Raw genomic sequence first — 25732 nt, 5'->3', positions numbered from 1 at the left:
CCCGGCCCGGCCCCGGCCCCCGGCCCGGCCCCGGCCCCCGGCCCGGCCCCGGCCCTGGACCCGCCCCGTCCACATCCCGGACCATCCACCAAACCGACTCGCGTCCCCACCCCCCTCCTCCCATACGCTGGTGCCGTGACCCCCGTCGAGCTCTCCCGCACCGTGCTGCGCGCCATGCGCCATGCCGTCGATGCCGGGGAGCTCCGGGGGGATGTCGCGGCCGTCGGTGAGGGGCGCGTGCGGGTCGAGCGGCCGCGGCCCGGGGGGTGTGGGGATTACGCCACGAACCTCGCCCTGCAGATCGCCGGTGCCGCCGGGCGGTCGCCGCGGCAGGTTGCCGAGGTGTTGTCCGCGCGGCTCGTCGTCGAGCCCGGTATCGCCGGGGTGGACATCACCGGGGGCGGGTTCCTCAACATCACGCTCGCGGGGGCGCCCGGCGAAGCGGCCGAGGCGCTCGTGCGCGACGTGCTGGAGCGGGGGCGCTGCTACGGGCACGTCCACCCCGACACCGGGCAGCTCGCCCAGATCCACGTGCCGCACGAGGTCCGGGCCGTCGTCGTCGCCGACAGCGTCCGCCGGATTCTGCGCTCGCAGGGCGTCCTCGTCCGCGTGACCTGCGACACCGCGCCGGATCCTGCCTGGACCAGAGCGGCGGGGGAGGATGGTCTCGGTGTGCGCGTCGACGGGCACGGGCGGCCGCCCGAGCCGCTTCCCACTCTGCGCCCCGTCCCCGCCCCGGCGGACGCCACCCTCCGGCTGGGCCGTGACGCCGCCCGGTGGGCGCTGTTGCATCCCGCCGCCCACGACCACCCCCGCGTCACCCCCGAGCAGGGCGGCGACGCGCACCTCGTGCAGCGGGAGGGCAACCCCCTCTTCCGCGTCCGGTACGCGCACGCCCGCTGCCGGAGCCTCCTGCGCAACGCCGCCGACCTCGGCTTCGACGCCGTCCCCGGCGACGGCGACATCGAAGCGACCGAGCTGCTGCGGCGGATCGAGGCCTATCCCGCAGTCCTCGCCGCCGCGGCGCGCCACCGCGCCCCGGACCGCCTCGCCCGGCACCTCGTGGCCACCGCCGACGAGGTCCTCGCCCTGCAAGGGGCCGTCCTGCCGCTCGGTGACGAGAAACCCTCGGCCGCCCACCGCGCCCGGCTCGCGCTCGCCGAAGCCGCCGGGACGGTGCTTGCCGGTGGCCTGACCCTGCTCGGCATCAGCGCACCCGAACATCTGTGACATCCGTGAGCGAGAAGCGGCGTCCGACGCGACGCGACGAGCGACGTGGGAAGCATGTGCCATTGCGGAAGCATGTGATGCATGTGATGCATGTGGCAGACGCGAATAATGCTACGGATGTGACATACGTGAGAGACGAGACGACAGAGCCATGAGCCGTTCCGCACACCCCGCCGGCCCCCGCCACGCCGACGTGTACCCCGAGGGTCACTACAGCCCGCCGCCCGCCGACCTCAACGCGCTGGACCCCAAGGTGTGGTCCCGCACCGTCACCCGCGCCGCCGACGGCGTCGTCAGCACGGGCGGCATCGCGGTGACCCGGCTCGCCGAGGAGTTCGGCACCCCGGCGTACTTCGTCGACGAGGCCGACTTCCGCGCCCGCTGCCAGGCCTGGCGCGCCGCCTTCGGCGACGACGCCGACGTCTTCTACGCCGGCAAGGCGTTCCTGTCGCGGGCCGTCGTGCGGTGGCTGCACGAGGAGGGGCTCAACCTGGACGTGTGCAGCGCCGGTGAGCTCGCCACCGCCCTCGACGCGGGCATGCCCGCCGAGCGCATCGCCTTCCACGGGAACAACAAGACCCCGGACGAGATCGAGCGGGCCGTGGTGGCCGGTGTCGGGCGCATCGTGCTCGACTCCTTCCAGGAGATCGTGCGCGTCTCGCACATCGCGGAGCGGCACGGCAAGCGCCAGCCCGTGCAGATCCGGGTGACGGTCGGCGTCGAGGCGCACACCCACGAGTTCATCGCCACCGCGCACGAGGACCAGAAGTTCGGGATCGCGCTGGCCGACGGGCAGGCCGCGGAGGCCGTGCGGCGGGCCCTCAAGCTCGACGGGCTCGAACTCATCGGCATCCACAGTCACATCGGATCGCAGATCTTCGACATGGCGGGCTTCGAGGTGTCCGCGCGGCGCGTGGTGCAGCTGCTCGCCGAGGTGCGGGACGAGCACGGCGTGGAGCTGCCCGAGATCGACCTCGGCGGCGGGCTCGGCATCGCGTACACCTCCGACGACGACCCCAGCGAGCCGCACGAGATCGCGAAGGCGCTGAACGAGATCGTCTCGCGCGAGTGCGCGGCCGCGAACCTCCGTACGCCCCGCATCTCCGTCGAGCCGGGGCGCGCCATCGTCGGCCCGACCGCCTTCACCCTCTACGAGGTCGGCACGATCAAGCCCCTCGAAGGGCTGCGGACGTACGTGTCCGTGGACGGCGGCATGTCCGACAACATCCGCACCGCGCTGTACGACGCCGAGTACACCGTCGCCCTCGTCTCCCGCTCCTCCGATGCCGAGCCCGTCCTGGTGCGCGTCGTCGGCAAGCACTGCGAGAGTGGGGACATCGTCGTACGCGATGCTTTCCTTCCGGCCGACCTGGCGCCCGGTGACCTGATCGCCGTGCCCGCGACCGGCGCGTACTGCCGCTCGATGGCGAGCAACTACAACCACGCTCTTCGCCCGCCCGTCGTCGCCGTCAAGGACGGTGCGGCGCGGGTGATCGTCCGGCGCGAGACGGAGGACGATCTCCTGCGTCTCGACGTCGGATAATCAATCGCATAATGAAATAGGCGTCTCATGATCCGGACGATGGACAGAAAGTCCGTTCCGGTGGGTGAGACTGGTCCCACCGTAGATGTAGGAGAAGTGAGGTCGGATGATGCGTACGCGTCCACTGAAGGTGGCGCTGCTGGGCTGTGGGGTCGTCGGCTCAGAGGTGGCGCGCATCATGACGACGCACGCCGACGACCTCACAGCCAGGATCGGCGCCCCGGTGGAGCTCGCCGGGGTCGCCGTCCGCCGCCCCTCGAAGGTGCGTGAGGGAATCGACCCCTCGCTCATCACCACCGACGCGACCGCGCTGGTCAAGCGGGGTGACATTGACGTCATCGTCGAGGTGATCGGCGGCATCGAGCCCGCCAGGACCCTCATCACCACGGCCTTCGAGCACGGTGCGTCGGTCGTCTCCGCGAACAAGGCGCTCATCGCGCGGGACGGCGCCGCGCTGCACGCCGCCGCCGTCGAGCACGGGCGGGATCTGTATTACGAGGCCGCCGTCGCCGGTGCGATCCCGCTGATCCGGCCGCTGCGCGAGTCCCTCGCCGGAGACAAGGTCAACCGCGTCCTCGGCATCGTGAACGGGACGACGAACTTCATCCTCGACGCGATGGACACGACGGGGGCGGGTTATCAGGAGGCCCTCGACGAGGCCACCGCGCTCGGGTATGCCGAGGCCGATCCGACCGCCGATGTGGAAGGGTTCGACGCTGCCGCCAAGGCCGCCATCCTCGCCGGGATCGCGTTCCACACGCGCGTGCGCCTCGACGACGTGTACCGCGAGGGCATGACCGAGGTCACCGCCGCCGACTTCGCGTCCGCCAAACGCATGGGCTGCACCATCAAGCTCCTCGCCATCTGCGAGCGCGCCGCCGACGGCGGGTCCGTCACCGCGCGCGTGCACCCCGCGATGATCCCGCTCAGCCACCCGCTCGCGTCGGTGCGGGAGGCGTACAACGCCGTCTTCGTCGAGGCGGAGGCCGCCGGGCAGCTCATGTTCTACGGGCCCGGCGCGGGCGGCTCGCCCACCGCGTCCGCGGTCCTCGGCGACCTCGTCGCCGTCTGCCGCAACAAGCTCGCCGAGGCCACCGGGCCCGGCGACTCCGCGTACACCCAGCTGCCCGTGGGCTCCATGGGCGAGGTCGTCACGCGCTACCACATCAGCCTCGACGTGGCCGACAAGCCGGGCGTGCTCGCCCAGGTCGCGACGGTCTTCGCCGAGCACGGCGTATCGATCGATACGGTCCGTCAGACGGGCAAGGACGGCGAGGCCTCCCTCGTCGTCGTCACCCACCGCGCGCCCGACGCCGCCCTCACCGGCACCGTCGAGGCGCTGCGCAATCTCGACACCGTGCGTGGTGTCGCCAGCATCATGCGGGTTGAAGGGGAGTAAGCAGCAATGACCCACCAGTGGCGCGGAATCATCGAGGAGTACCGGGACCGTCTTCCGGTCTCCGACACCACGCCGGTCGTGACGCTCCGCGAGGGCGGTACGCCGCTCGTGCCCGCACAGGTGCTCTCCGAGCGCACCGGCTGCGAGGTCCACCTCAAGGTCGAGGGTGCCAACCCCACGGGGTCCTTCAAGGACCGCGGCATGACCATGGCGATCACCAAGGCCAAGGAGGAAGGCGCGAAGGCTGTCATCTGCGCCTCCACCGGCAACACGTCGGCGTCCGCCGCCGCCTACGCCGTACGCGCCGGGATGGTCTGCGCCGTCCTCGTGCCGCAGGGCAAGATCGCGCTCGGCAAGATGGGCCAGGCGCTCGTCTACGGCTCGAAGATCCTCCAGGTCGACGGCAACTTCGACGACTGCTTGAACCTGGCTCGAGCGCTGTCGGAGAACTACCCGGTGGCGCTGGTCAATTCGGTGAACCCGTTCCGCATCGAGGGCCAGAAGACCGCCTCGTTCGAGATCGTCGACGCGCTCGGCGACGCTCCCGACCTCCATGTCCTTCCCGTCGGCAACGCCGGCAACATCACCGCCTACTGGAAGGGCTACAAGGAGTACGCGGCCGACGCGGTGTCGACCCGTACGCCCAGGATGTGGGGCTTCCAGGCCTCCGGCTCCGCGCCCATCGTGCGCGGCGAGGTCGTCAAGGACCCCTCGACGATCGCCACCGCGATTCGCATCGGCAACCCCGCGTCCTGGCAGCACGCGCTCGCCGCGCGCGACGAGTCCGGCGGCCTCATCGACGAGGTGACGGACCGTGAGATCCTGCGCGCCTACAAGCTGTTGGCGTCCCAGGAGGGTGTCTTCGTCGAGCCGGCGTCGGCCGCGTCCGTCGCCGGTCTGCTGAAGGCCGCCGAGCAGGGCAAGGTCGACAAGGGCCAGAGAATCGTCTGCACCGTGACCGGCAACGGCCTCAAGGACCCCGACTGGGCCGTGGCGGGCGCTCCGCAGCCGGTCACCGTCCCGGTTGACGCCGCCGCGGCGGCCGAGCGTCTCGGCCTCGCGTAACCGCGGGCGGAACCCGCAACTCCGTACAGGGGGTGGCACAGGGGGCTTACGACACGCATCGTGCGCCTCCTGTGCGCCCTATGTCGCCACAGAACCTTCCTTCGATAGGCTGTACCGAACCCACCCCGCCGCATATGCCGCGGTGCCGCCGTGGTCAACGGCCTTCGGGTGTTCCGTACATGTGGCACGTACTGAAAAATACGGAGCCTCAAAAAACACGCAGCTCAAGGAGAGTCATCGAGCGATGGCCGGTCCCGCTTTCCGCGCCGCCGCCGTCCGGGTGCGCACCCCCGCCACCAGCGCCAACCTCGGCCCGGGCTTCGACGCCCTGGGCCTGTCGCTGGGGCTGTACGACGACGTGGTCGTCCGGGTGGCCGACTCCGGCCTGAACATCGACATCGCGGGGGAGGGCAGCGACAACCTCCCGCGCGACGAGTCCCACCTGCTCGTACGCTCCCTGCGCACCGCCTTCGATCTGCTCGGCGGACAACCGCGCGGCCTCGAGATCGTCTGCGCCAACCGCATCCCGCACGGGCGCGGCCTCGGCTCGTCCTCCGCCGCCATCTGCGCCGGCATCGTCGCCGCGCGCGCCGTGACGATAGGCGGCGAGGCCAGGCTGGACGACGCCGCGCTGCTCGAACTCGCCACCGAGATCGAGGGCCACCCGGACAACGTCGCCGCCTGTCTGCTCGGCGGTTTCACGCTCTCCTGGATGGACGGGGGGACGGCGCGGGCGATCCGGATGGACCCCGCCGATTCCGTCGTTCCAGTGGTTTTCGTACCGGGAAAGCCCGTGCTCACCGAGACGGCGCGGGGCCTGCTCCCGCGCACCGTCCCGCACGTCGACGCGGCCGCCAACGCGGGCCGCGCCGCCCTGCTCGTCGAGGCCCTGACCAGGCGTCCCGAGCTGCTGCTCGCCGCCACGGAGGACCGTCTGCACCAGGAGTACCGTGCCCCGGCCATGCCGGAGAGCACGGCCCTGGTGGAGCGGCTGCGTGCCGACGGCGTGCCCGCGGTGATCTCCGGCGCGGGCCCCACGGTCCTCGCGCTGGTCGAAGACAGTGCGGCCGACAAGGTCGCACGCCTGGCGGGGGAGGGCTGGGCGGCCAACCGCCTGGCGCTCGACGCCACGGGAGCGAGCGTGCTGCCGCTTGCGCCCTGACGCAGTGAACACAGGGATTTCGGGGTGTCCCGATCCCGAGAGGGGGAATGTTTGTTGGATCCGGTAGTGTTAATCTCAAGTCTGCACCCGACCTCACCATGGCGAGGTGCTTTGTGTCCCCGTCCGGGACAACCATTCTTCCGGGAGCCCCCCAAACTGCTTCGTGCCCCGCACTAAGCGGTCCTGAGCACGCTCCGGAACCGGCGTGACCGAGCCGAGTGGCACCGCACCTCAGTGGCACCGCACCGGGAATCGCCATCACCAATGAATTCTTCCGCCGCGTTGGCGGACCACCGCCCCGGCACGGTCCACAGGAAAGCAAGGACCGACCGCCGGACAGCACAACCGGTCGCCGAGCCAGACAGGCCGACGCCCGCTCCAGGGAAGGACCCTTCGTGAGCGACACCACCGATCTGATGGGCGTGACTGCCGACACGCCCGCCACGGACGCCTCTGCGGCGCCTGCCACCGGTGCTTCGGCCGGGTCCCGGCGGCGCCGCGGCACCGGCCTCGAGGGCATGGTGCTGGCGGAACTGCAGCAGGTCGCATCGGGCCTTGGGATCAAGGGCACCGGGCGCATGCGCAAGAGCCAGCTGATCGAGGTCATCAAGGAGGCGCAGGCAGGGGGCGGGGCCCCGGCGAAGAACGCCGCGGCTTCCGGGGACACCACCGAGACCAAGCCCAAGCGCCGGGCCACCTCGAAGGCCCGCACGGGCGAGGACGCCGCCGAGCCCGCGGGCAAGGCGAGCGCCGACAAGACCGAGGGCGCCAAGGCCGACAAGGCCGCCCAGCAGCAGATCGACATCCCCGGCCAGCCGGCCGGTGGCCCCGCCCGCTCGGGCGAGGCCGACCGCGGCGGCGACGAGCAGCCGGCCGGCGAGCGCCGCCGGCGCCGCGCCATCGCCGAGGCGGGCAGCCCGGAGACGGTCACCGCCGAGGCGAAGGGCGAGTCGAAGGCCGACGCCAAGGGCGACGCGTCCGAGGCCAAGGGCGACAAGGGCGGCGACACCTCCGGCGACAACAGCGCCGAGGGCCGCCGCGAGCGCCGTGACCGGCAGGGCCGCGGCCGTGACCGTGACCGTGACCGCCGCGGCAACAAGGGCGACGACCAGCAGGGCGGCGGTCGTCAGGACAACCGCCAGGAGCGTCAGGACCGCCAGCAGCAGGGCGGCGGCCGGCAGGACCGCCAGGACCGCCAGCGTGACAACGGCCCGCGGGCCGACGAGGACGGGGACGACTTCGAGGGCGGCCGTCGCGGCCGTCGCGGGCGCTACCGCGACCGCCGTGGCCGTCGTGGCCGCGACGAGGGCGGCTTCGGCAACGAGCCGCAGGTCTCCGAGGACGACGTCCTGATCCCCGTCGCGGGAATCCTGGACATCCTCGACAACTACGCGTTCATCCGTACGTCGGGCTACCTCCCCGGTCCCAACGACGTGTACGTCTCCCTCGCCCAGGTCCGCAAGAACGGCCTGCGCAAGGGCGACCACGTCACCGGTGCGGTGCGCCAGCCCAAGGACGGCGAGCGCCGCGAGAAGTTCAACGCGCTCGTCCGCCTGGACTCGCAGAACGGCATGGCGCCCGAATCCGGGCGCGGGCGACCGGAGTTCAGCAAGCTGACGCCCCTTTACCCGCAGGACCGGCTCCGCCTGGAGACCGACCCGGGCGTGCTCACCACCCGCATCATCGACCTCGTCGCGCCCATCGGTAAGGGGCAGCGCGGTCTGATCGTGGCCCCGCCGAAGACCGGCAAGACCATGATCATGCAGGCGATCGCCAACGCGATCACGGTGAACAACCCCGAGTGCCACCTGATGGTCGTCCTCGTCGACGAGCGTCCGGAAGAGGTCACCGACATGCAGCGGTCGGTGAAGGGCGAGGTCATCTCCTCGACCTTCGACCGTCCCGCCGAGGACCACACCACGGTCGCCGAGCTCGCCATCGAGCGCGCCAAGCGTCTGGTGGAGCTGGGCCACGACGTCGTCGTGCTGCTCGACTCGATCACGCGTCTGGGCCGTGCGTACAACCTCGCCGCCCCGGCCTCCGGCCGCATCCTGTCCGGTGGTGTCGACTCGACGGCGCTGTACCCGCCCAAGCGCTTCTTCGGCGCCGCGCGCAACATCGAGGACGGCGGCTCGCTGACCATCCTCGCGACCGCGCTCGTCGACACCGGTTCGCGCATGGACGAGGTCATCTTCGAGGAGTTCAAGGGCACGGGCAACGCCGAGCTCAAGCTCGACCGCAAGCTCGCCGACAAGCGCATCTTCCCGGCGGTGGACGTGGACGCGTCCGGCACCCGTAAGGAAGAGATCCTGCTCGGCAGCGACGAGCTCGCCATCACCTGGAAGCTGCGTCGCGTGCTGCACGCGCTCGACCAGCAGCAGGCGATCGAGCTGCTCCTGGACAAGATGAAGCAGACGAAGTCGAACGCCGAGTTCCTGCTGCAGATCCAGAAGACGACCCCGGCGCCGGGCAACGGCAACGACTAGTCGTCCGCAGCGTCCAAAAGGGCCGCCCCGTCACAGCTGTGACGGGGCGGCCCTTTTGGTGTGCCTGTGGCAGGGCGAGACCTTGGCCACACGGATAAGAGATTCTCACGGTCACGGGCCGTAGCCCGGTGACGGAAAAAGCCGCAGGTGAGGGCTGAATTCGAGGGGCAGGGGTACACGGTGCGTGACCGGTGGTACCCGGGGCGCGCACAGGGCGTTGTGCAACCCTTCAAGCGGATTCGCCGTCTGACAAGTGACGACAGACCGCGCCTGGCCCTGAAAGCAGGGGGTACGACCGACGAGGACTTGAGGAGCGCATGACCGACGAGAGCATGTCCGCGGGCACGGCCGAGGGGAAGCCGCAGCGCTCCCGCGGCGGCGGCGGCCGACGCCGCAAGCCCCGCAAGCGCAGCAAGGCGCTCGTCGTCACGGCATGGACCGCCACCTCGGTGGTCGTCCTCGGGGGAGTGGGCGCGGGCTTCCTGTACTTCAAGCTCAACGGCAACATCAACGGCGTCGACATCAACGCCGCGCTCGGCGACGACCGCCCCCTGGACGTCGACAACGGCTCCCAGGACATCCTCGTCCTCGGCTCCGACTCGCGCTCCGGCGACAACGCCAAGTACGGCAAGGACGAGGGCGCGGCCCGCTCGGACACCGCGATGATCGTGCACGTCTACAAGGGCCACAAGACGGCCAGCGTCGTCTCCATACCCCGCGACACCCTGATATCCCGGCCCTCGTGCAAGACCGACGACGACAGGACCGACCCGGGCGGTCAGCGGCAGATGTTCAACACGGCGTACGAGGTCGGCGGCCCCGCCTGCGCCGTCAAGACCGTCGAGAAGATGTCCGGCATCCGGATGGACCACTACCTCGAGGTCGACTTCACGGGCTTCAAGAAGCTCATCAACACCCTCGGTGGCGTCGACATCACCACGAAGAAGGCCATCCACGACAAGGACAGCCACCTCGACCTGGAAGCCGGCAAGCACTCCCTCACCGGCGAGCAGGCCCTCGGCCTGGTCCGCACCCGGCACGGCGTCGGCGACGGCAGCGACCTCGGCCGCATCCAGCTCCAGCAGGCCTTCATCAAGGCCCTGCTCGACAAGGTCAAGGACGTCGGCGTCTTCAGCAACTGGAAGAAGTCGTACGACCTCGCGAACGACGCGACCAGCGCCATCACCACCGACTCCGACCTGAACGACGTCAAGAGCCTCGCGAGCTTCGCGAGCGGCCTCAAGGGCATCGGCGCGGGCGACATGAAGATGGTCACGCTGCCCGTCCAGTACGACCCCAACGACCTCAACCGCGTGCTTCCCCTGGAGAAGGCCGACCAGGAGGTCTGGGACGCCCTCAGGGCCGACAAGCGGATACCCAAGTCCGCCACCGAGCAGTCGGCGGGCGACAAGGGCGACGCGGGCGACGTGGTCTCCAGCCACTGAGCGGCGGCGCGGGGCCCGTGCGGGCCCGCGGGGAATAGATCGGCAGCTACCCCGGTTTTGGGAGATACGGCCGGTCCTGGCAGACTGGTACGTCGGCCCCGGTTCACGTACGAGCAATCCGCGCGTACGACCCGGCGCCCTCCCGAAACTAGGAGACACCTTGAAGCGCGACATCCACCCCGAGTACGTCGAGACCCAGGTCAGCTGCACCTGTGGCGCCGAGTTCACCACCCACAGCACGATCTCCAGCGGCCGCGTCCGCGCCGAGGTCTGCTCCGAGTGCCACCCGTTCTACACGGGCAAGCAGAAGATCCTCGACACCGGTGGCCGTGTGGCCCGCTTCGAGGCCCGCTTCGGCAAGGCTGCGGCTGCCAAGAAGTAGCGAGCCACTGCGCCGGTCATCGGCCGCCCTCGCGAGGGGGCGGCCGGGACCGGCGCTTTTGCCGTCCCGCAGCCAATTCGCCTAGAACCACCGCGTAGATAACCAGGAGCCCCCGAATGTTCGAGGCGGTCGAGGAACTGATCGGCGAACACGCCGATCTCGAGAAGAAGCTCGCTGACCCGTCGGTCCACGCCGACCAGGCCAACGCGCGCAAGCTGAACAAGCGCTACGCCGAGCTGACCCCGATCGTCACGACGTACCGCTCCTGGAAGCAGACCGGGGACGACATCGAGACCGCGCGCGAGTTCGCGGCCGACGACCCCGACTTCATCGCCGAGGTCAAGGACCTGGAGCGGCAGCGCGAGGAGATCACCGAGAAGCTGCGGCTGCTGCTCGTGCCCCGGGACCCGTCCGACGACAAGGACGTCATCCTGGAGATCAAGGCGGGCGCGGGCGGCGACGAGTCGGCCCTGTTCGCGGGCGACCTCCTGCGCATGTACCTGCGGTACGCGGAGCGCGTCGGCTGGAAGACCGAGATCATCGACGCCACCGAGTCCGAGCTCGGCGGCTACAAGGACGTCCAGGTCGCCGTGAAGACCAAGGGCGGCCAGGGGGCCACGGAGCCCGGCCAGGGCGTCTGGGCGCGGCTGAAGTACGAGGGCGGCGTGCACCGCGTGCAGCGCGTGCCCTCCACCGAGTCCCAGGGCCGCATCCACACCTCCGCCGCCGGTGTCCTGGTGACGCCCGAGGCCGAGGAGATCGACGTCGAGATCCACGCGAACGACCTGCGGATCGACGTCTACCGTTCCTCAGGGCCCGGCGGCCAGTCCGTCAACACCACCGACTCCGCGGTGCGCATCACGCACGTGCCCACCGGAGTGGTCGCTTCCTGCCAGAACGAGAAGAGCCAGCTGCAGAACAAGGAGCAGGCGATGCGTATTCTGCGCTCCAGGCTCCTCGCCGCGGCCCAGGAAGAGGCGGAGAGCAAGGCCGCGGACGCCCGCCGCAGCCAGGTCCGCACCGTCGACCGCTCCGAGAAGATCCGCACGTACAACTTCCCGGAAAACCGGATCTCGGACCACCGCGTCGGCTTCAAGGCGTACAACTTGGACCAGGTGCTCGACGGCGAACTCGACCCGGTCATCCAGGCCTGCGTCGACGCCGACTCCGCAGCCAAGCTCGCCGCCGCGTAAGCCACCCCCCGTACGACCCTTCACGACCCGTCCCGGAGGACCAGCGTGCAGCAACATATTGGGGGGCGACCCCCGAACCCCCGCAGCGTGCTGCTCGCGGAAGTTGCCCAGGCCACCCAGCGCCTCGCCGACGCCGGCGTGCCCTCGCCGCGCAACGACGCGGAGGAGCTCGCCGCCTTCGTGCACGGCGTGAAGCGCGGCGAGCTGCACTCGGTCAAGGACGCCGACTTCGACGCCCGCTACTGGGAGACGGTCGCCCGGCGCGAGGCCCGCGAGCCGCTCCAGCACATCACCGGACACGCCTACTTCCGGTATCTGGAGCTGCAGGTCGGCCCCGGTGTCTTCGTGCCGCGACCGGAGACCGAGTCGGTCGTCGGGTGGGCCATAGACGCCGTCCGCGCCATGGACGTGGTCGAGCCGCTGATCGTCGATCTGTGCACCGGTTCGGGCGCCATCGCCCTCGCGCTCGCCCAGGAGGTCCCGCGCTCGCGGGTGCACGCCGTGGAGCTCTCCGAGGACGCCCTGAAGTGGACGCGCAAGAACGTCGAGGGGTCCAGGGTCAAGCTCTCCCGGGGCGACGCACGTGACGCGCTCCCCGAGCTCGACGGCCAGGTCGACCTCGTCATCTCCAACCCGCCGTACATCCCGCTGACCGAGTGGGAGTATGTCGCCCCGGAAGCCCGCGACTACGACCCGGAACTCGCGCTCTTCTCCGGGGAGGACGGCCTGGAGCTGATCCGCGGCATCGAGCGCACCGCCCACCGGCTCCTGCGCCCCGGCGGGGTCGTCGTCATCGAGCACGCCGACACCCAGGGCGGCCAGGTCCCGTGGATCTTCACGGAGGAGCGGGGCTGGGCCGACGCGGCCGACCATCCCGACCTGAACAACCGCCCGCGCTTCGCGACCGCCCGCAAGGCGATGCCGTGACCCAGACTTCAACTGAGCAGTACGTGTACGAGGAGGCCCGCTAAATGGCACGGCGATACGACACCAACGACGCGACCGACCGTACGACCGGTCTGCGCGAGGCCGCGTCCGCCGTCCGCCGTGGCGAGCTGGTCGTGCTGCCCACCGACACCGTCTACGGCATCGGTGCCGACGCCTTCACCCCGGAGGCGTGCGCCGACCTCCTCGACGCCAAGGGCCGCGGCCGCAACATGCCCACGCCCGTGCTGATCGGCTCGCCGAACACGCTGCACGGCCTGGTCACCGACTTCTCCGAGATGGCCTGGGAGCTCGTCGACGCCTTCTGGCCGGGCGCCCTGACCCTCGTCGCCAAGCAGCAGCCGTCCCTGCAGTGGGACCTCGGCGACACCCGCGGCACGGTCGCCATCCGCATGCCGCTGCACCCCGTCGCCATCGAGCTGCTCACCGAGGTCGGCCCGATGGCCGTCTCCTCCGCCAACCTCACCGGGCACCCCGCCCCCGAGGACTGCGACGCCGCCCAGGAGATGCTCGGCGACTCCGTCTCCGTCTACCTGGACGGCGGCCCGACCCCCGGCATCGTCCCGTCGTCGATCGTCGACGTCACGGGCAAGGTGCCGGTGCTGCTCCGCGCGGGCGCGCTGACCGCGGACGAGCTGCGCAAGGTGGTACCCGACCTCGAGGTGGCGAATTGACAGCCCCTGAGACGGGGCGTGGCATAGCGGGCTTCCCGGGATCCGCGGGCTCCTTCCGCATCCTCCACGTCAGCACCGGCAACGTCTGCCGCTCGCCGATCACCGAGCGGCTGACCCGGCATGCCCTGGCCGACCGCCTCGGCGATCCCCTCACCGGCGGCCTGATCGTGGAGAGCGCGGGCACCTGGGGCCACGAGGGCGCCCCGATGGAGACCAACGCCGAGACGGTCCTCGCCGACTTCGGCGCGGACCCCACCGGCTTCATGGGCCGCGAGCTCCTCGACGACCACGTGATCCGCGCCGACCTGGTCCTGACCGCGACCCGCGACCACCGGGCGCAGGTCATCTCCATGGGGCACTCGGCGGGACTGCGCACGTTCACGCTCAAGGAGTTCACGCGGCTGGTGCGGGCCATAGACCCGACGACGCTGCCGGACCCCGTCGGGAGCGACGTGGTGGAGCGCGCCCGCGCACTGGTACGGGCCGCCGCCGCGCTGCGCGGCTGGCTGCTCGCGCCGAGCGTGGAGGCCGACGAGGTGTACGACCCGTACGGGGCGCCCCTGCCGTTCTTCCGGTCGGTGGGCGACGAGATCAACCAGGCGCTCGACCCCGTGGTGACGGCGCTGACCGGGGTGCCCGCGCACATGTAGCGGCGGGCCCGCGCGGAGCGGCCCGCACGGGCCTACATTGGATCTGAGGTCATCCCCCCCCCCCGCACGGCCCCGGAGCCCACGATGTCGCTCAGCACGGTCAGCACGGTCGGCACCGCACCTACCGCACCCACCACACCCACCGCTTCCGCCGCGTACACGGATCTCGACGGGTTGCGGAGGCAGGACCCCGAGCTCGCCGACGTCCTCATGGGCGAGGTCGCCCGGCAGTCCGACGCGCTCCAGCTGATCGCCGCCGAGAACTTCACCTCGCCCGCCGTGCTGACCGCGCTCGGTTCGCCGCTGGCCAACAAGTACGCCGAGGGCTACCCCGGCGCCCGCCACCACGGCGGCTGCGAACTGGTCGACATCGCCGAGCGGATCGCCGTCGACCGCGCCAAGGCCCTGTTCGGCGCCGAGCACGCCAACGTACAGGCGCACTCCGGGTCCTCCGCCGTCCTCGCCGCGTACGCCGCGCTGCTGCGGCCCGGCGACACGGTCCTGGCGATGGGGCTGCCGGACGGCGGCCACCTCACGCACGGCTCACCCGCGAACTTCTCCGGCCGGTGGTTCGACTTCGTCGGCTACGGAGTGGACCCCGAGAGCGGCCTGATCGACTACGACCAGGTGCACGCCCTCGCCCGCGCGCACCACCCCAAGGCCATCGTGTGCGGCTCGATCTCCTACCCGCGGCACATCGACTACGCGGCCTTCCGCGAGATCGCCGACGACGTGGGCGCCTACCTCATCGCCGACGCGGCGCACCCCATGGGCCTGATCGCCGGGGGAGCGGCGCCCAGCCCGGTGCCGTACGCCGACGTCGTCTGCGCGACCACCCACAAGGTCCTGCGCGGCCCGCGAGGCGGCCTCCTGCTGTGCGGGGCGGACCTCGCGGAACGGATCGACAGAGCCGTGTTCCCGTTCACCCAGGGCGGCGCCCAGATGCACACGATCGCGGCGAAGGCCGTGGCGTTCGGCGAGGCGGCGACACCCGCCTTCACGGCGTACGCCCATCAGGTGGTGGCGAACGCGCGCGTCCTGGCCGAGGAGCTGGCCACCGAGGGCTTCGCGATCGCCACCGGCGGCACCGACACCCATCTGGTTCTGGTGGACCCGACCCCCCTGGGAGTGGACGCACAGACCGCCCGCGGCCGCCTCGCCGCAGCAGGAATCATCCTCGACACCTGCGCCCTGCCACACGCCGGAACCCGCGGCCTACGCCTGGGAACGGCCGCCGTCACCACCCAGGGCATGGCCGGCGTGGAGCTGGCCCGCGTCGCGGCACTGCTCTCCGGCGCGGTGCGCGGGGACGCGAACGTACGGGAAGAGGTGCGTGAACTGGTGGGAAGATTTCCGCCGTACCCGGGCTAGCACGGGGTGGCCGGGTCAGGGACGGACCGGTACTCGTGCAACCATCGTCGCTACCCGGAAGTCCCCAACCGTATGCGCGCAAAGCTAGGGTGTGGGGCTGAGATGGCCAGCGATACCTGTGGGGAAGCCCGTGCGTGAATACCTGCTGACGCTCTGCATCACGGCCGCGGTGACCTACCTGCTGACCGGCCCGGTGCGGAAGTTCGCGATCGTGGCCGGTGCCATGCCGGAGATCCGCGCCCGCGACGTGCACCGGGAGCCCACGCCCCGGCTCGGCGGGATCGCGATGTTCTTCGGTCTCTGCGCGGGTCTGCTGGTCGCCGACCACCTGCCGAACCTGAACACGGTCTTCGAGAACTCCAACGAGCCGCGCGCCCTGCTCTCCGGGGCGGCGCTGATCTGGCTCATCGGTGTCCTGGACGACAAGTTCGAGATCGACGCGCTGATCAAGCTCGGCGGCCAGATGATCGCCGCGGGCGTCATGGTCATGCAGGGCCTGACGATCCTGTGGATCCCGGTGCCTGGCGTCGGCACGGTCTCGCTCACCTCGGGCCAGGGCACCCTGCTGACGGTCGCGCTCGTCGTCATCACCATCAACGCCGTCAACTTCGTCGACGGTCTCGACGGCCTTGCGGCGGGCATGGTCTGCATCGCCTCGGCGGCGTCCTTCATGTACGCCTACCGCATCTGGTACGGCTACGGCATCGAGGCCGCGGCCCCCGCCACGCTCTTCGCCGCCATCCTCATGGGCATGTGCCTGGGCTTCCTGCCGCACAACATGCACCCCGCCCGGATCTTCATGGGCGACTCCGGCTCGATGCTCATCGGTCTCGTCCTCGCGGCGGGCGCGATCTCCGTCACCGGCCAGGTCGACCCGGCCGCGATGAAGCTGAACTTCGGCGGCGGCCGCGATGCCACCCACGCGATGCTGCCGGTCTTCATCCCGCTCCTGATGCCGCTGACGATCATCGCGATCCCCTTCGCCGACCTCGTCCTCGCGATCGTCCGGCGCACCTGGAACGGCAAGTCGCCGTTCGCCGCGGACCGCGGTCACCTCCACCACCGGCTCCTGGAGATCGGGCACTCGCACAGCCGCGCGGTGCTGATCATGTACTTCTGGTCGGGCCTCATCGCCTTCGGCACCGTCGCCTACTCGGTGCACTCGACGAGCATGTGGATCCTGCTGCTCCTCGTGGCGCTGAGCGCGGTGGGCCTCGTCCTGCTCCTGCTCCCGCGCTTCACGCCGCGCACGCCGCGGTGGGCGGAGGCCTTCGTGCCGCCGCGCTACCGCCGTCGCCGTGCGGAGCGCAATGCCGCGGCTGTGACGCACGAGGCGGAACAGGATGCGAGGGAAGCGGAGTCGAAGGATCCCGTCGGTGCCGGTGTCAACGGAGCGACCGCGATCGGCGACCGTTCGCACCTCCCCGAGAGGCGTGAAGCCGGTACGTCACGTTGACGCGCGAGTCGAAAACGCCCCATTACCAGACAAGTTGCCGCCCCACGCGCACAGACGCGCGGATTACCTCTCATGTGTGACAGCGAGCACACTCAGCAGGTAAAGACCTCATCAAATAGTTTGTGATACCGTTCACGAAACCCCGGGATAGAGCCGAAGGACCGTAGTGCGACGGTCCATTGGCCCGAGGGACCCTCTCGACCCGGGTCTACGCTCGTCCATGACGACACCCTGCCCCCATCAGTAAGCGGAGCGCCGCCATGCCGTCTCAAGACACCCGAACTCTCCTTCAATCCGCTGTACCCACAGCTGCCGTCGGCGCGATCGTCGCCGTCGTCAGTGGTGTGGTCGCGGGCGGCAAGGGGGCCGTCGGGGCCGTCGTCGGCACCCTGGTCGTCATCGTCTTCATGGGGCTCGGGATGTTCGTCCTTCAGCGGACGGCCAAATCGCTTCCGCAGTTGTTCCAGGCAATGGGGCTGATGCTCTATGTCGCCCAACTCCTGCTGCTTCTCATCTTTGTGGGCCTGTTCAAGGACACGGATCTGTTCAACCCCAAGGCGTTCGCCCTCGCGCTCGTGATCGCGACCGTCGTGTGGATGATCGGCCAGGCTCGCTCCCATATGAAGGCCAAGATCCTTTACGTCGAGCCCGACTCCGACAACAGCGACAAGCCGGAGAAGTCGGGGTCGTCGCAGTGAAGGGTAGGGGCGGGATAAATGGCCGTTCGAGATCCTGCTATCGTCCGGTGCCAACTGCGGCACTGCGGGCGCGGGCATCTGAGCTGACGCCTGCACGATCGCGAGGCTCGATGCCTGGATGCCGCTCACACTTCCGAAACACCAGTCCGGTGCCGCCCCGCGGCTGCGCGCCGCGCCGACACGACAACGAGGTTGCCGTACCTATGCGTCACGCCGAAGGAGCCCGCGGTGAGTGCTGACCAAACTGAGCTCGCCTTCAACTGGAGCTGTCGGATCATGTCCGACGACGGCTGTGGCTTCCCGGCTCCGGGCCTGCACTCGTTCCTCTTCAAGCCGATCGCCACTGTTGGCGGCATCGAGCTGAACAAGGTGATGCTGCTCGCCCTGCTGACCACGATCGTCGTCGTCACCTTCTTCTACGCGGCCTTCGGCAAGGCCAAGGTGGTTCCGGGCAAGCTCCAGATGATGGGTGAGGCCGGCTACGACTTCGTACGCCGCGGCATCGTCTACGAGACCCTCGGCAAGAAGGAGGGCGAGAAGTACGTCCCCCTGATGGTCTCGCTGTTCTTCTTCATCTGGATCATGAACATCTGGTCCGTGGTTCCGCTTTCGCAGTTCCCGGTCTCGTCGGTCATCGCCTACCCGGCCGTGCTGGCCCTGATCGTCTACCTGATCTGGCTGCCGCTGACCTTCAAGCGCCATGGCTTCGTGGGCGGTTGGAAGAACGTCACCGGTTACGACAACTCGCTCGGTCCGATCAAGTGGCTCGTCTCGTTCATTGAGCTCTTCTCGAACCTGCTCGTGCGTCCCTTCACGCACGCGGTGCGACTGTTCGCCAACATGTTCGCCGGTCACCTGATGCTGGTGATGTTCACCGTCGCCTCCTGGTACCTGCTGAACAGCTACATGATCCCGGCCGCCGGTGTCTCCTTCGTGATGACCGTGGTCATGATCCTCTTCGAGCTTTTCGTGCAGGCCGTCCAGGCGTACGTGTTCGTGCTCCTCGCCTGCTCGTACATTCAGGGCGCTCTCGCCGAACACCACTGAGCAAGCCCTTTTCCAAGCCCCCAGATCGTCCGGTGGCCAACCCCCACCGGCCAGTGAAAGAGAAGGAAGTAACGGCATGTCCGCTGCTCTCGACATGGTCAACCTCGCCGCCGAGAAGGGCCTGCACGGCTCCACCGGTTCGATCGGCTACGGCCTCGCTGCGATCGGCCCCGGCATCGGCGTCGGCATCGTCTTCGGTAACGGCACGCAGGCTCTCGCTCGTCAGCCCGAGGCTGCCGGCCTGATCCGCGCCAACCAGATCCTCGGCTTCGCCTTCTGTGAGGCGCTCGCCCTCATCGGCATCGTTATGCCGTTCGTGTTCGGTAAGTAAGCACTTCTTACTGACACTTTTCGACGAAAGGCACTGATGTGATCGCCAACCTGGTTCAGCTGGCGGCCGAGGAGGAGCAGAACCCGCTCGTCCCGCCGGGTCCTGAGCTGCTCGTCGGCGCCATCGCCTTCGCCATCGTCTTCTTCTTCTTCTGGAAGAAGCTCCTCCCGAACATCAACAAGGTTCTGGAAGAGCGCCGGGAGGCGATCGAAGGCGGTATCGAGAAGGCCGAGGCCGCTCAGACCGAGGCCCAGAGCGTGCTCGAGCAGTACAAGGCTCAGCTCGCCGAGGCCCGGCACGAGGCCGCGCGTCTGCGCCAGGAGGCGCAGGAGCAGGGCGCCCAGCTCATCGCCGAGATGCGGGCCGAGGGCCAGCGTCAGCGCGAGGAGATCGTCGCCGCCGGTCACGCCCAGATCGAGGCAGACCGCAAGGCCGCCGCGCAGTCGCTGCGCCAGGACGTGGGCCAGCTGGCCACCGACCTGGCCGGCAAGCTCGTCGGCGAGTCCCTCGAGGACCACGCCCGGCAGAGCCGCACGATCGACCGCTTCCTCGACGAGCTCGAGGAGAAGGCCGAGGCTGCTCGATGACAGCGCACGGAGCTAGCCGCGAGGCCCTGGCCGCCGCGCGCGAGCGCCTCGACGCGCTGACGGACAGCACCTCGGTCGACGCCGGGCGGCTCGCGGACGAGCTGGCCGCCGTCACGGCGCTGTTCGGCCGCGAGGTCTCGCTGCGTCGGGTCCTGACCGACCCGGCGCAGTCCGGTGAGGCCAAGGCCGAGCTTGCGGGACGCCTGCTGTCCGGCCAGGTGGGCGGCGAGGCCGCCGACCTGGTGGCCGGCATGGTCCGCTCGCGCTGGTCGTCGTCGCGCGACCTGGTGGACGCCCTCGAGGTGCTCGCCAACCTCGCCGACCTGACCGGCGCGCAGAAGACCGGCGCCCTGGACAACGTCGAGGACGAGCTCTTCCGGTTCGGCCGGATCGTCTCGTCCAGCACCGAGCTTCGGTCCGCCCTCACGGACCGCGCCGCGACCGGTACGGCCAAGAGCGAGCTGCTGCGCAGCCTGCTCGGAGGCCGCGCCGAGAACGTCACGGAGCGGCTGATCGAGCGTCTTGTGACCGCGCCGCGTGGACGTAGCCTGGAGGAGGGACTCGAGTCCCTCTCCAAGCTGGCCGCGGACCGTCGCAACCGCATGGTCGCCGTCGTCACTTCCGCTGTTCCGCTCTCGGACCGGCAGAAGGAGCGTCTCGGCGCCGTCCTGGCGAAGGTGTACGGACGCCCGATGCACCTCAACCTCGACGTGGACCCCGGGGTCCTCGGCGGGATCACGGTTCAGGTGGGCGACGAGGTCATCAACGGCAGTGTCGCGGACCGCATCGCGGATGCCGGCCGCCGCGTGGCCGGGCAGTAATCAAACAAGCATGGTCTACGGCCCTAGTTGGGTCGTGCAGAGGATTCACCTCTTTCTTGGGGGGAGTCCCCATCCCCCCAAAGAAACTTCGGGCCCAACAAGGAGAGCAGGGAACCCAGATGGCGGAGCTCACGATCCGGCCGGAGGAGATCCGGGACGCGCTGGAGAACTTTGTCCAGGCGTACAAGCCGGACGCGGCCTCGCGCGAGGAGGTCGGTACGGTCACCGTCGCCGGCGACGGTATTGCCAAGGTCGAGGGTCTTCCCTCGGCGATGGCGAACGAGCTGCTGAAGTTCGAGGACGGGACCCTCGGTCTCGCGCTGAACCTGGAAGAGCGCGAGATCGGTGCCGTCGTCCTCGGCGAGTTCAGCGGTATCGAGGAGGGCCAGCCGGTGCAGCGCACCGGTGAGGTGCTCTCCGTCGCCGTGGGCGAGGGCTACCTCGGCCGCGTCGTCGACCCGCTCGGCACCCCGATCGACGGCCTCGGCGAGATCGAGACCAGCGGACGTCGCGCCCTTGAGCTGCAGGCCCCCACGGTCATGCAGCGCAAGTCGGTGCACGAGCCGATGGAGACCGGCTACAAGGCCGTCGACGCGATGACCCCGATCGGCCGCGGCCAGCGTCAGCTGATCATCGGTGACCGCCAGACGGGCAAGACCGCCCTGGCCGTCGACACGATCATCAACCAGCGCGACAACTGGCGCACGGGCGACGTGAACAAGCAGGTGCGCTGCATCTACGTCGCCATCGGTCAGAAGGGCTCCACCATCGCCTCCGTGCGCGGTGCCCTCGAAGAGGCCGGCGCGCTGGAGTACACGACCATCGTCGCCGCCCCGGCGTCCGACCCGGCGGGCTTCAAGTACCTGGCGCCCTACACCGGTTCGGCCATCGGCCAGCAGTGGATGTACGAGGGCAAGCACGTCCTCATCATCTTCGACGACCTCTCGAAGCAGGCCGACGCCTACCGCGCCGTGTCCCTGCTGCTCCGTCGCCCGCCGGGGCGCGAGGCCTACCCGGGTGACGTCTTCTACCTGCACTCGCGTCTGCTCGAGCGCTGCGCGAAGCTCTCGGACGAGCTGGGCAAGGGCTCGATGACCGGTCTGCCGATCGTCGAGACCAAGGCGAACGACGTGTCGGCGTTCATCCCGACCAACGTCATCTCCATCACCGACGGCCAGTGCTTCCTGGAGTCGGACCTCTTCAACGCCGGTCAGCGCCCCGCGCTGAACGTCGGTATCTCCGTCTCGCGAGTCGGTGGTTCCGCGCAGCACAAGGCGATGAAGCAGGTCTCCGGACGACTCCGCGTGGACCTCGCCCAGTTCCGTGAGCTGGAGGCGTTCGCCGCCTTCGGTTCCGACCTGGACGCCGCGTCGAAGGCGCAGCTCGAGCGCGGTCAGCGCATGGTCGAGCTGCTCAAGCAGCCCCAGTACGAGCCGATGGCCACCGAGGACCAGGTCGTCTCCGTGTGGGCCGGTACCACCGGTCGCATGGACGAGGTGCCGGTGGGCGACATCCGCCGCTTCGAGCGCGAGCTCCTGGAGTACCTGCACCGCAAGGAGCAGGGCCTCATGACCTCCATCAAGGAGGGCGGCAAGATGTCGGACGACACCCTGCAGGCCGTCGGCGACGCCATCGCGGAGTTCAAGAAGCAGTTCGAGACCTCGGACGGGAAGCTTCTCGGCGAGGACGCTCCGGCCGCCGCCGGCAAGTGACGACGGAAGGGACCTGACTCATGGGAGCCCAGCTCCGGGTCTATAAGCGTCGCATCAAATCCGTCACCGCGACCAAGAAGATCACCAAGGCGATGGAGATGATCGCCGCCTCGCGCGTGGTCAAGGCCCAGCGCAAGGTGACGGCGTCCACGCCGTACGCGACCGAGCTCACCCGCGCGGTCACGGCGGTCGGCACGGGCTCGAACACAAAGCACCCGCTGACGACCGAGGCGGAGACGGCGACCCGTTCCGCGGTGCTGCTCCTCACGAGCGACCGCGGACTGGCCGGCGCCTTCAACTCCAACGCCATCAAGGCCGCGGAGCAGCTCACCGAGCGTCTCGAGGCGGAGGGCAAGGAGGTCGACACGTACATCGTCGGCCGCCGCGGTCTGGCCCACTACAACTTCCGCGAGCGCAAGGTCGTGGAGTCGTGGTCGGGCTTCACCGACGAGCCTTCGTACGCGGATGCCAAGAAGGTCGCGGTGCCGCTGATCGAGGCCATCGAGAAGGAGACGGCTGAGGGCGGCGTGGACGAGATCCACATCGTCTACACCGAGTTCATCTCGATGATGACGCAGACGGCCATCGACGGCCGCCTGCTGCCGCTCCGCCTCGACGAGGTCGCGGAGGAGTCGCCCACCAAGGGTGAGATCCTTCCGCTGTACGACTTCGAGCCGTCGGCGGAGGACGTCCTCGACGCCCTGCTGCCGCGGTACGTCGAGAGCCGTATCTACAACGCGATGCTCCAGTCGGCTGCCTCCAAGCACGCCGCCACGCGCCGCGCGATGAAGTCGGCGACCGACAACGCCGGGGATCTGATCAACAGCCTCTCCCGGCTTGCCAACGCGGCCCGCCAGGCCGAAATCACCCAGGAAATCAGCGAGATCGTCGGCGGCACAGCAGCGCTGGCCGACGCGACCGCGGGGAGTGACAAGTAATGACGACCACTGTTGAGACGGCCGTTGCCACGGGCCGCGTCGCCCGGGTGATCGGCCCGGTCGTCGACGTGGAGTTCCCCGTCGACGCGATGCCGGAGATCTACAACGCCCTGCACGTCCAGGTCGACGACCCGGCGACCGAGGGCGCGAAGAAGACGCTGACCCTCGAGGTCGCCCAGCACCTGGGTGACGGCGTGGTCCGCGCGATCTCGATGCAGCCCACCGACGGCCTTGTCCGCCAGGCGCCCGTCACCGACACCGGCAAGGGCATCTCGGTGCCGGTCGGCGACGTGACCAAGGGCCGGGTGTTCAACACCCTCGGTGAGGTCCTGAACGACGACCCGTCCACGGTCGCCGAGGCCGAGCGCTGGACGATCCACCGCAAGGCCCCGGCCTTCGACCAGCTCGAGTCCAAGACCGAGATGTTCGAGACCGGCCTGAAGGTCGTCGACCTTCTCACCCCGTACGTCAAGGGTGGAAAGATCGGTCTGTTCGGTGGTGCCGGTGTCGGCAAGACCGTGCTGATCCAGGAAATGATCGTCCGTGTGGCCAAGCTGCACGACGGTGTCTCCGTCTTCGCCGGTGTCGGCGAGCGCACCCGTGAGGGCAACGACCTCATGGTCGAGATGGAGGAGGCCGGCGTTCTCGACAAGACCGCGCTGGTCTTCGGCCAGATGGACGAGCCGCCGGGCACGCGTCTGCGCGTCGCCCTGGCCGGTCTGACCATGGCGGAGTACTTCCGCGATGTGCAGAAGCAGGACGTGCTGTTCTTCATCGACAACATCTTCCGCTTCACGCAGGCCGGTTCCGAGGTCTCGACCCTGCTCGGCCGCATGCCCTCCGCGGTGGGTTACCAGCCGAACCTGGCCGACGAGATGGGTCTCCTCCAGGAGCGCATCACGTCGACCCGTGGTCACTCGATCACCTCGATGCAGGCGATCTACGTCCCCGCGGACGACCTGACCGACCCGGCTCCGGCCACCACGTTCGCCCACCTCGACGCGACGACGGTGCTCTCCCGTCCGATCTCCGAGAAGGGCATCTACCCGGCCGTGGACCCGCTGGACTCCACGTCCCGCATCCTGGACCCGCGCTACATCGCGCAGGACCACTACAACTGCGCCATGCGTGTCAAGGGGATCCTCCAGAAGTACAAGGACCTCCAGGACATCATCGCGATCCTCGGCATCGACGAGCTCAGCGAGGAAGACAAGCTCGTCGTCGCCCGTGCCCGTCGCGTGGAGCGCTTCCTGTCGCAGAACACGCACGCCGCCAAGCAGTTCACCGGCGTGGACGGCTCGGACGTGTCCCTCGAGGAGTCGATCGCGGCCTTCAACGCGATCTGCGACGGCGAGTACGACCACTTCCCCGAGCAGGCCTTCTTCATGTGCGGTGGTCTCGAGGACCTCAAGAAGAACGCCAAGGAGCTCGGCGTCTCCTGAGCTCAGTAGCTCTTGACGGAGAGGGGCGGGCGCGTCCCGCGGGGGCCGTGTCCCGTCCTTCTCCCTACGCCCACTAGAATTTGACCCAACACCCGGCGAAGCCGCCGGGTGGTGACCCGAGGAGCCACCCTTGGCTGCTGAGCTGCATGTCGAGCTGGTCGCAGCGGACCGCAGTGTCTGGTCCGGTGAGGCCACCCTGGTCGTCGCGCGCACCACGTCCGGCGACATCGGCGTCATGCCCGGTCACCAGCCGCTGCTCGGTGTGCTGGAGTCGGGCCCGGTGACCATTCGTACGAGCGACGGCGGCACTGTCGTCGCCGCTGTCCACGGAGGATTCATCTCCTTCGCGGACGACAAGCTGTCGTTGCTGGCCGAGATCGCGGAGCTGTCCGACGAGATCGACGTCCAGCGTGCGGAGCGGGCGCTGGAGCGCGCGAAGTCGGAGGCCGACGCCTCCGCCGAGCGACGCGCCGACGTCCGACTGCGTGCGGTGGCACCGCGCTGACCCCAGCGCGCGGCGTAACGTGACTCAGCCGCGGCCAGGTCCGGGAAGGTTCCGGACCGGGTCGCGGCTGAGGCAATGCGGGTGCAATGTATTGGTCCGTTGCCGGTCCTTCGACCGGCGGTAGAGGCGAGGAGGTCGGTGCCGATGATCCTCACTCTGCTCGTGTGCGGACTTGCTTTGATCGTGCTGGTGTTGGTGGGGCTCTTCGTCTTCGGACTGCGGCGCCGGCTGATCCAGCGCTCCGGTGGCACCTTCGACTGCAGTCTGCGCTGGGACGCCCCGGAGAAGGGTGACGTTTCCGGCAAGGGCTGGGGGTACGGGGTCGCCCGCTACAACGGTGACCGGGTCGAGTGGTTCCGCGTCTTCTCGTACGCTCCCCGCCCCCGGCGGATCCTGGAGCGCTCGGCCATCGAGGTCGTCGACCGCCGCGCACCGGACGGCGAGGAGGAGCTCGCCCTGCTCTCCGACGCGATCGTCCTTGGCTGCCTGCACCGCGGCGCCCGCCTGGAGCTGGCGATGAGCGAGGACGCGCTGACGGGTTTCCTGGCCTGGCTGGAGGCGGCGCCGCCGGGCCAGCGCGTGAACGTGGCCTAGCCGCAGTCTCCCCAGGGGCGCGGGGAACTGCGCGACCAGCCACGAACAACCCGCAG

24 protein-coding genes are annotated in these 25732 nt (G+C 69.5%); all 24 read left to right on the top strand.

Annotated elements, in window-relative coordinates:
* Window positions 1-135: 135 nt before the first annotated feature.
* The 24 genes from nrtL (at window position 136) to ACFVYL_RS29750 (ending at window position 25676) form a co-directional block, all read left to right on the top strand.
* Window positions 136-1230 carry an ArgS-related anticodon-binding protein NrtL gene (gene nrtL, locus ACFVYL_RS29865; protein WP_389721367.1) on the top strand — a complete coding sequence of 365 codons (1095 nt, stop codon included), beginning with the start codon at window positions 136-138 and terminating at the stop codon, window positions 1228-1230.
* Window positions 1231-1381: 151 nt separating this feature from the next.
* Window positions 1382-2773, top strand: coding sequence for a diaminopimelate decarboxylase (gene lysA / locus ACFVYL_RS29860; RefSeq protein WP_389721365.1), 1392 nt, complete (start codon window positions 1382-1384; stop codon window positions 2771-2773).
* 109 nt (window positions 2774-2882) lie between these two features.
* Entirely contained in the window at window positions 2883-4172 is a 1290-nt protein-coding gene (locus ACFVYL_RS29855; protein WP_389721379.1) for a homoserine dehydrogenase, read from the top strand.
* Between the two features lie 6 nt (window positions 4173-4178).
* Window positions 4179-5237, top strand: coding sequence for a threonine synthase (gene thrC, locus ACFVYL_RS29850; protein ID WP_389721363.1), 1059 nt, complete (start codon window positions 4179-4181; stop codon window positions 5235-5237).
* Between the two features lie 244 nt (window positions 5238-5481).
* Complete coding sequence (gene thrB, locus ACFVYL_RS29845; RefSeq protein WP_389721361.1) at window positions 5482-6399, top strand: homoserine kinase; 918 nt, start codon at window positions 5482-5484, stop codon at window positions 6397-6399.
* A 395-nt stretch (window positions 6400-6794) separates the two neighbouring features.
* Window positions 6795-8885 (top strand): transcription termination factor Rho, encoded by a 2091-nt coding sequence (rho, locus tag ACFVYL_RS29840; RefSeq protein WP_389721359.1) that lies wholly within the window; start codon window positions 6795-6797, stop codon window positions 8883-8885.
* A gap of 317 nt (window positions 8886-9202) precedes the next feature.
* Window positions 9203-10330, top strand: a complete 1128-nt coding sequence (locus ACFVYL_RS29835) for an LCP family protein (protein WP_389721357.1) — start codon at window positions 9203-9205, stop codon at window positions 10328-10330.
* Between the two features lie 160 nt (window positions 10331-10490).
* Window positions 10491-10712 (top strand): 50S ribosomal protein L31, encoded by a 222-nt coding sequence (rpmE, locus tag ACFVYL_RS29830; RefSeq protein WP_389721355.1) that lies wholly within the window; start codon window positions 10491-10493, stop codon window positions 10710-10712.
* 116 nt (window positions 10713-10828) lie between these two features.
* Window positions 10829-11905, top strand: a complete 1077-nt coding sequence (gene prfA / locus ACFVYL_RS29825) for a peptide chain release factor 1 (RefSeq protein WP_389721353.1) — start codon at window positions 10829-10831, stop codon at window positions 11903-11905.
* A gap of 45 nt (window positions 11906-11950) precedes the next feature.
* Window positions 11951-12832, top strand: coding sequence for a peptide chain release factor N(5)-glutamine methyltransferase (gene prmC / locus ACFVYL_RS29820; RefSeq protein WP_389721351.1), 882 nt, complete (start codon window positions 11951-11953; stop codon window positions 12830-12832).
* A 44-nt stretch (window positions 12833-12876) separates the two neighbouring features.
* On the top strand, window positions 12877-13524 hold the full coding sequence (locus ACFVYL_RS29815) for an L-threonylcarbamoyladenylate synthase (protein WP_389721349.1): 648 nt from the start codon (window positions 12877-12879) through the stop codon (window positions 13522-13524).
* Entirely contained in the window at window positions 13521-14174 is a 654-nt protein-coding gene (locus tag ACFVYL_RS29810) for a protein-tyrosine-phosphatase (RefSeq protein WP_389721347.1), read from the top strand. The genes ACFVYL_RS29815 and ACFVYL_RS29810 overlap by 4 nt, the downstream gene beginning before the upstream one ends.
* 84 nt (window positions 14175-14258) lie before the next feature.
* Entirely contained in the window at window positions 14259-15545 is a 1287-nt protein-coding gene (glyA, locus tag ACFVYL_RS29805) for a serine hydroxymethyltransferase (RefSeq protein ID WP_389721346.1), read from the top strand.
* Between the two features lie 130 nt (window positions 15546-15675).
* Complete coding sequence (locus ACFVYL_RS29800) at window positions 15676-17001, top strand: MraY family glycosyltransferase (RefSeq protein ID WP_389721344.1); 1326 nt, start codon at window positions 15676-15678, stop codon at window positions 16999-17001.
* A 260-nt stretch (window positions 17002-17261) separates the two neighbouring features.
* Entirely contained in the window at window positions 17262-17699 is a 438-nt protein-coding gene (locus tag ACFVYL_RS29795) for a hypothetical protein (protein WP_389721342.1), read from the top strand.
* A 276-nt stretch (window positions 17700-17975) separates the two neighbouring features.
* The gene (gene atpB, locus ACFVYL_RS29790; protein WP_389721377.1) at window positions 17976-18746 is read left to right on the top strand and encodes a F0F1 ATP synthase subunit A; all 771 of its coding nucleotides are present in this window, start codon (window positions 17976-17978) and stop codon (window positions 18744-18746) included.
* A 76-nt stretch (window positions 18747-18822) separates the two neighbouring features.
* On the top strand, window positions 18823-19077 hold the full coding sequence (atpE, locus tag ACFVYL_RS29785) for an ATP synthase F0 subunit C (RefSeq protein WP_389721340.1): 255 nt from the start codon (window positions 18823-18825) through the stop codon (window positions 19075-19077).
* A 38-nt stretch (window positions 19078-19115) separates the two neighbouring features.
* Entirely contained in the window at window positions 19116-19664 is a 549-nt protein-coding gene (locus tag ACFVYL_RS29780; RefSeq protein ID WP_389721338.1) for a F0F1 ATP synthase subunit B, read from the top strand.
* The gene (locus ACFVYL_RS29775; protein ID WP_389721336.1) at window positions 19661-20485 is read left to right on the top strand and encodes a F0F1 ATP synthase subunit delta; all 825 of its coding nucleotides are present in this window, start codon (window positions 19661-19663) and stop codon (window positions 20483-20485) included. The genes ACFVYL_RS29780 and ACFVYL_RS29775 overlap by 4 nt, the downstream gene beginning before the upstream one ends.
* Window positions 20486-20604: 119 nt before the next feature.
* On the top strand, window positions 20605-22197 hold the full coding sequence (gene atpA, locus ACFVYL_RS29770) for a F0F1 ATP synthase subunit alpha (RefSeq protein ID WP_389721334.1): 1593 nt from the start codon (window positions 20605-20607) through the stop codon (window positions 22195-22197).
* Window positions 22198-22217: 20 nt separating this feature from the next.
* Window positions 22218-23135, top strand: a complete 918-nt coding sequence (locus ACFVYL_RS29765) for a F0F1 ATP synthase subunit gamma (protein WP_389721332.1) — start codon at window positions 22218-22220, stop codon at window positions 23133-23135.
* Window positions 23135-24577, top strand: a complete 1443-nt coding sequence (atpD, locus tag ACFVYL_RS29760) for a F0F1 ATP synthase subunit beta (RefSeq protein WP_389721330.1) — start codon at window positions 23135-23137, stop codon at window positions 24575-24577. Before ACFVYL_RS29765 ends, atpD begins: the two co-directional genes overlap by 1 nt.
* A gap of 130 nt (window positions 24578-24707) precedes the next feature.
* Window positions 24708-25082: a F0F1 ATP synthase subunit epsilon gene (locus ACFVYL_RS29755; RefSeq protein ID WP_389721328.1), complete on the top strand. Its 375-nt coding sequence runs from the start codon at window positions 24708-24710 to the stop codon at window positions 25080-25082.
* Window positions 25083-25226: 144 nt separating this feature from the next.
* On the top strand, window positions 25227-25676 hold the full coding sequence (locus ACFVYL_RS29750) for a DUF2550 domain-containing protein (RefSeq protein ID WP_389721326.1): 450 nt from the start codon (window positions 25227-25229) through the stop codon (window positions 25674-25676).
* Window positions 25677-25732: the final 56 nt, after the last annotated feature.

This window comes from Streptomyces sp. NPDC058308 (genome assembly GCF_042880275.1).
In the GTDB taxonomy this organism is placed as follows: Bacteria; Actinomycetota; Actinomycetes; order Streptomycetales; family Streptomycetaceae; genus Streptomyces.
The sequence above is the reverse complement of the archived record's forward strand: the minus strand, read 5'-3'. Positions and strand labels throughout refer to the sequence as shown.

Bases quoted from the DNA above. Each gene is read 5' to 3' on its own strand.
- glyA (WP_389721346.1), top strand. From the start codon at position 14,259: ATGTCGCTCAGCACGGTCAGCACGGTCGGCACCGCACCTACCGCACCC.
- ACFVYL_RS29765 (WP_389721332.1), top strand. From the start codon at position 22,218: ATGGGAGCCCAGCTCCGGGTCTATAAGCGTCGCATCAAATCCGTCACC.
- ACFVYL_RS29815 (WP_389721349.1), top strand. From the start codon at position 12,877: ATGGCACGGCGATACGACACCAACGACGCGACCGACCGTACGACCGGT.
- ACFVYL_RS29795 (WP_389721342.1), top strand. From the start codon at position 17,262: ATGCCGTCTCAAGACACCCGAACTCTCCTTCAATCCGCTGTACCCACA.
- atpA (WP_389721334.1), top strand. From the start codon at position 20,605: ATGGCGGAGCTCACGATCCGGCCGGAGGAGATCCGGGACGCGCTGGAG.
- atpD (WP_389721330.1), top strand. From the start codon at position 23,135: ATGACGACCACTGTTGAGACGGCCGTTGCCACGGGCCGCGTCGCCCGG.
- prfA (WP_389721353.1), top strand. From the start codon at position 10,829: ATGTTCGAGGCGGTCGAGGAACTGATCGGCGAACACGCCGATCTCGAG.
- ACFVYL_RS29775 (WP_389721336.1), top strand. From the start codon at position 19,661: ATGACAGCGCACGGAGCTAGCCGCGAGGCCCTGGCCGCCGCGCGCGAG.
- atpE (WP_389721340.1), top strand. From the start codon at position 18,823: ATGTCCGCTGCTCTCGACATGGTCAACCTCGCCGCCGAGAAGGGCCTG.
- thrC (WP_389721363.1), top strand. From the start codon at position 4,179: ATGACCCACCAGTGGCGCGGAATCATCGAGGAGTACCGGGACCGTCTT.
- ACFVYL_RS29855 (WP_389721379.1), top strand. From the start codon at position 2,883: ATGCGTACGCGTCCACTGAAGGTGGCGCTGCTGGGCTGTGGGGTCGTC.
- ACFVYL_RS29835 (WP_389721357.1), top strand. From the start codon at position 9,203: ATGACCGACGAGAGCATGTCCGCGGGCACGGCCGAGGGGAAGCCGCAG.
- thrB (WP_389721361.1), top strand. From the start codon at position 5,482: ATGGCCGGTCCCGCTTTCCGCGCCGCCGCCGTCCGGGTGCGCACCCCC.
- lysA (WP_389721365.1), top strand. From the start codon at position 1,382: ATGAGCCGTTCCGCACACCCCGCCGGCCCCCGCCACGCCGACGTGTAC.
- ACFVYL_RS29750 (WP_389721326.1), top strand. From the start codon at position 25,227: ATGATCCTCACTCTGCTCGTGTGCGGACTTGCTTTGATCGTGCTGGTG.
- atpB (WP_389721377.1), top strand. From the start codon at position 17,976: ATGTCCGACGACGGCTGTGGCTTCCCGGCTCCGGGCCTGCACTCGTTC.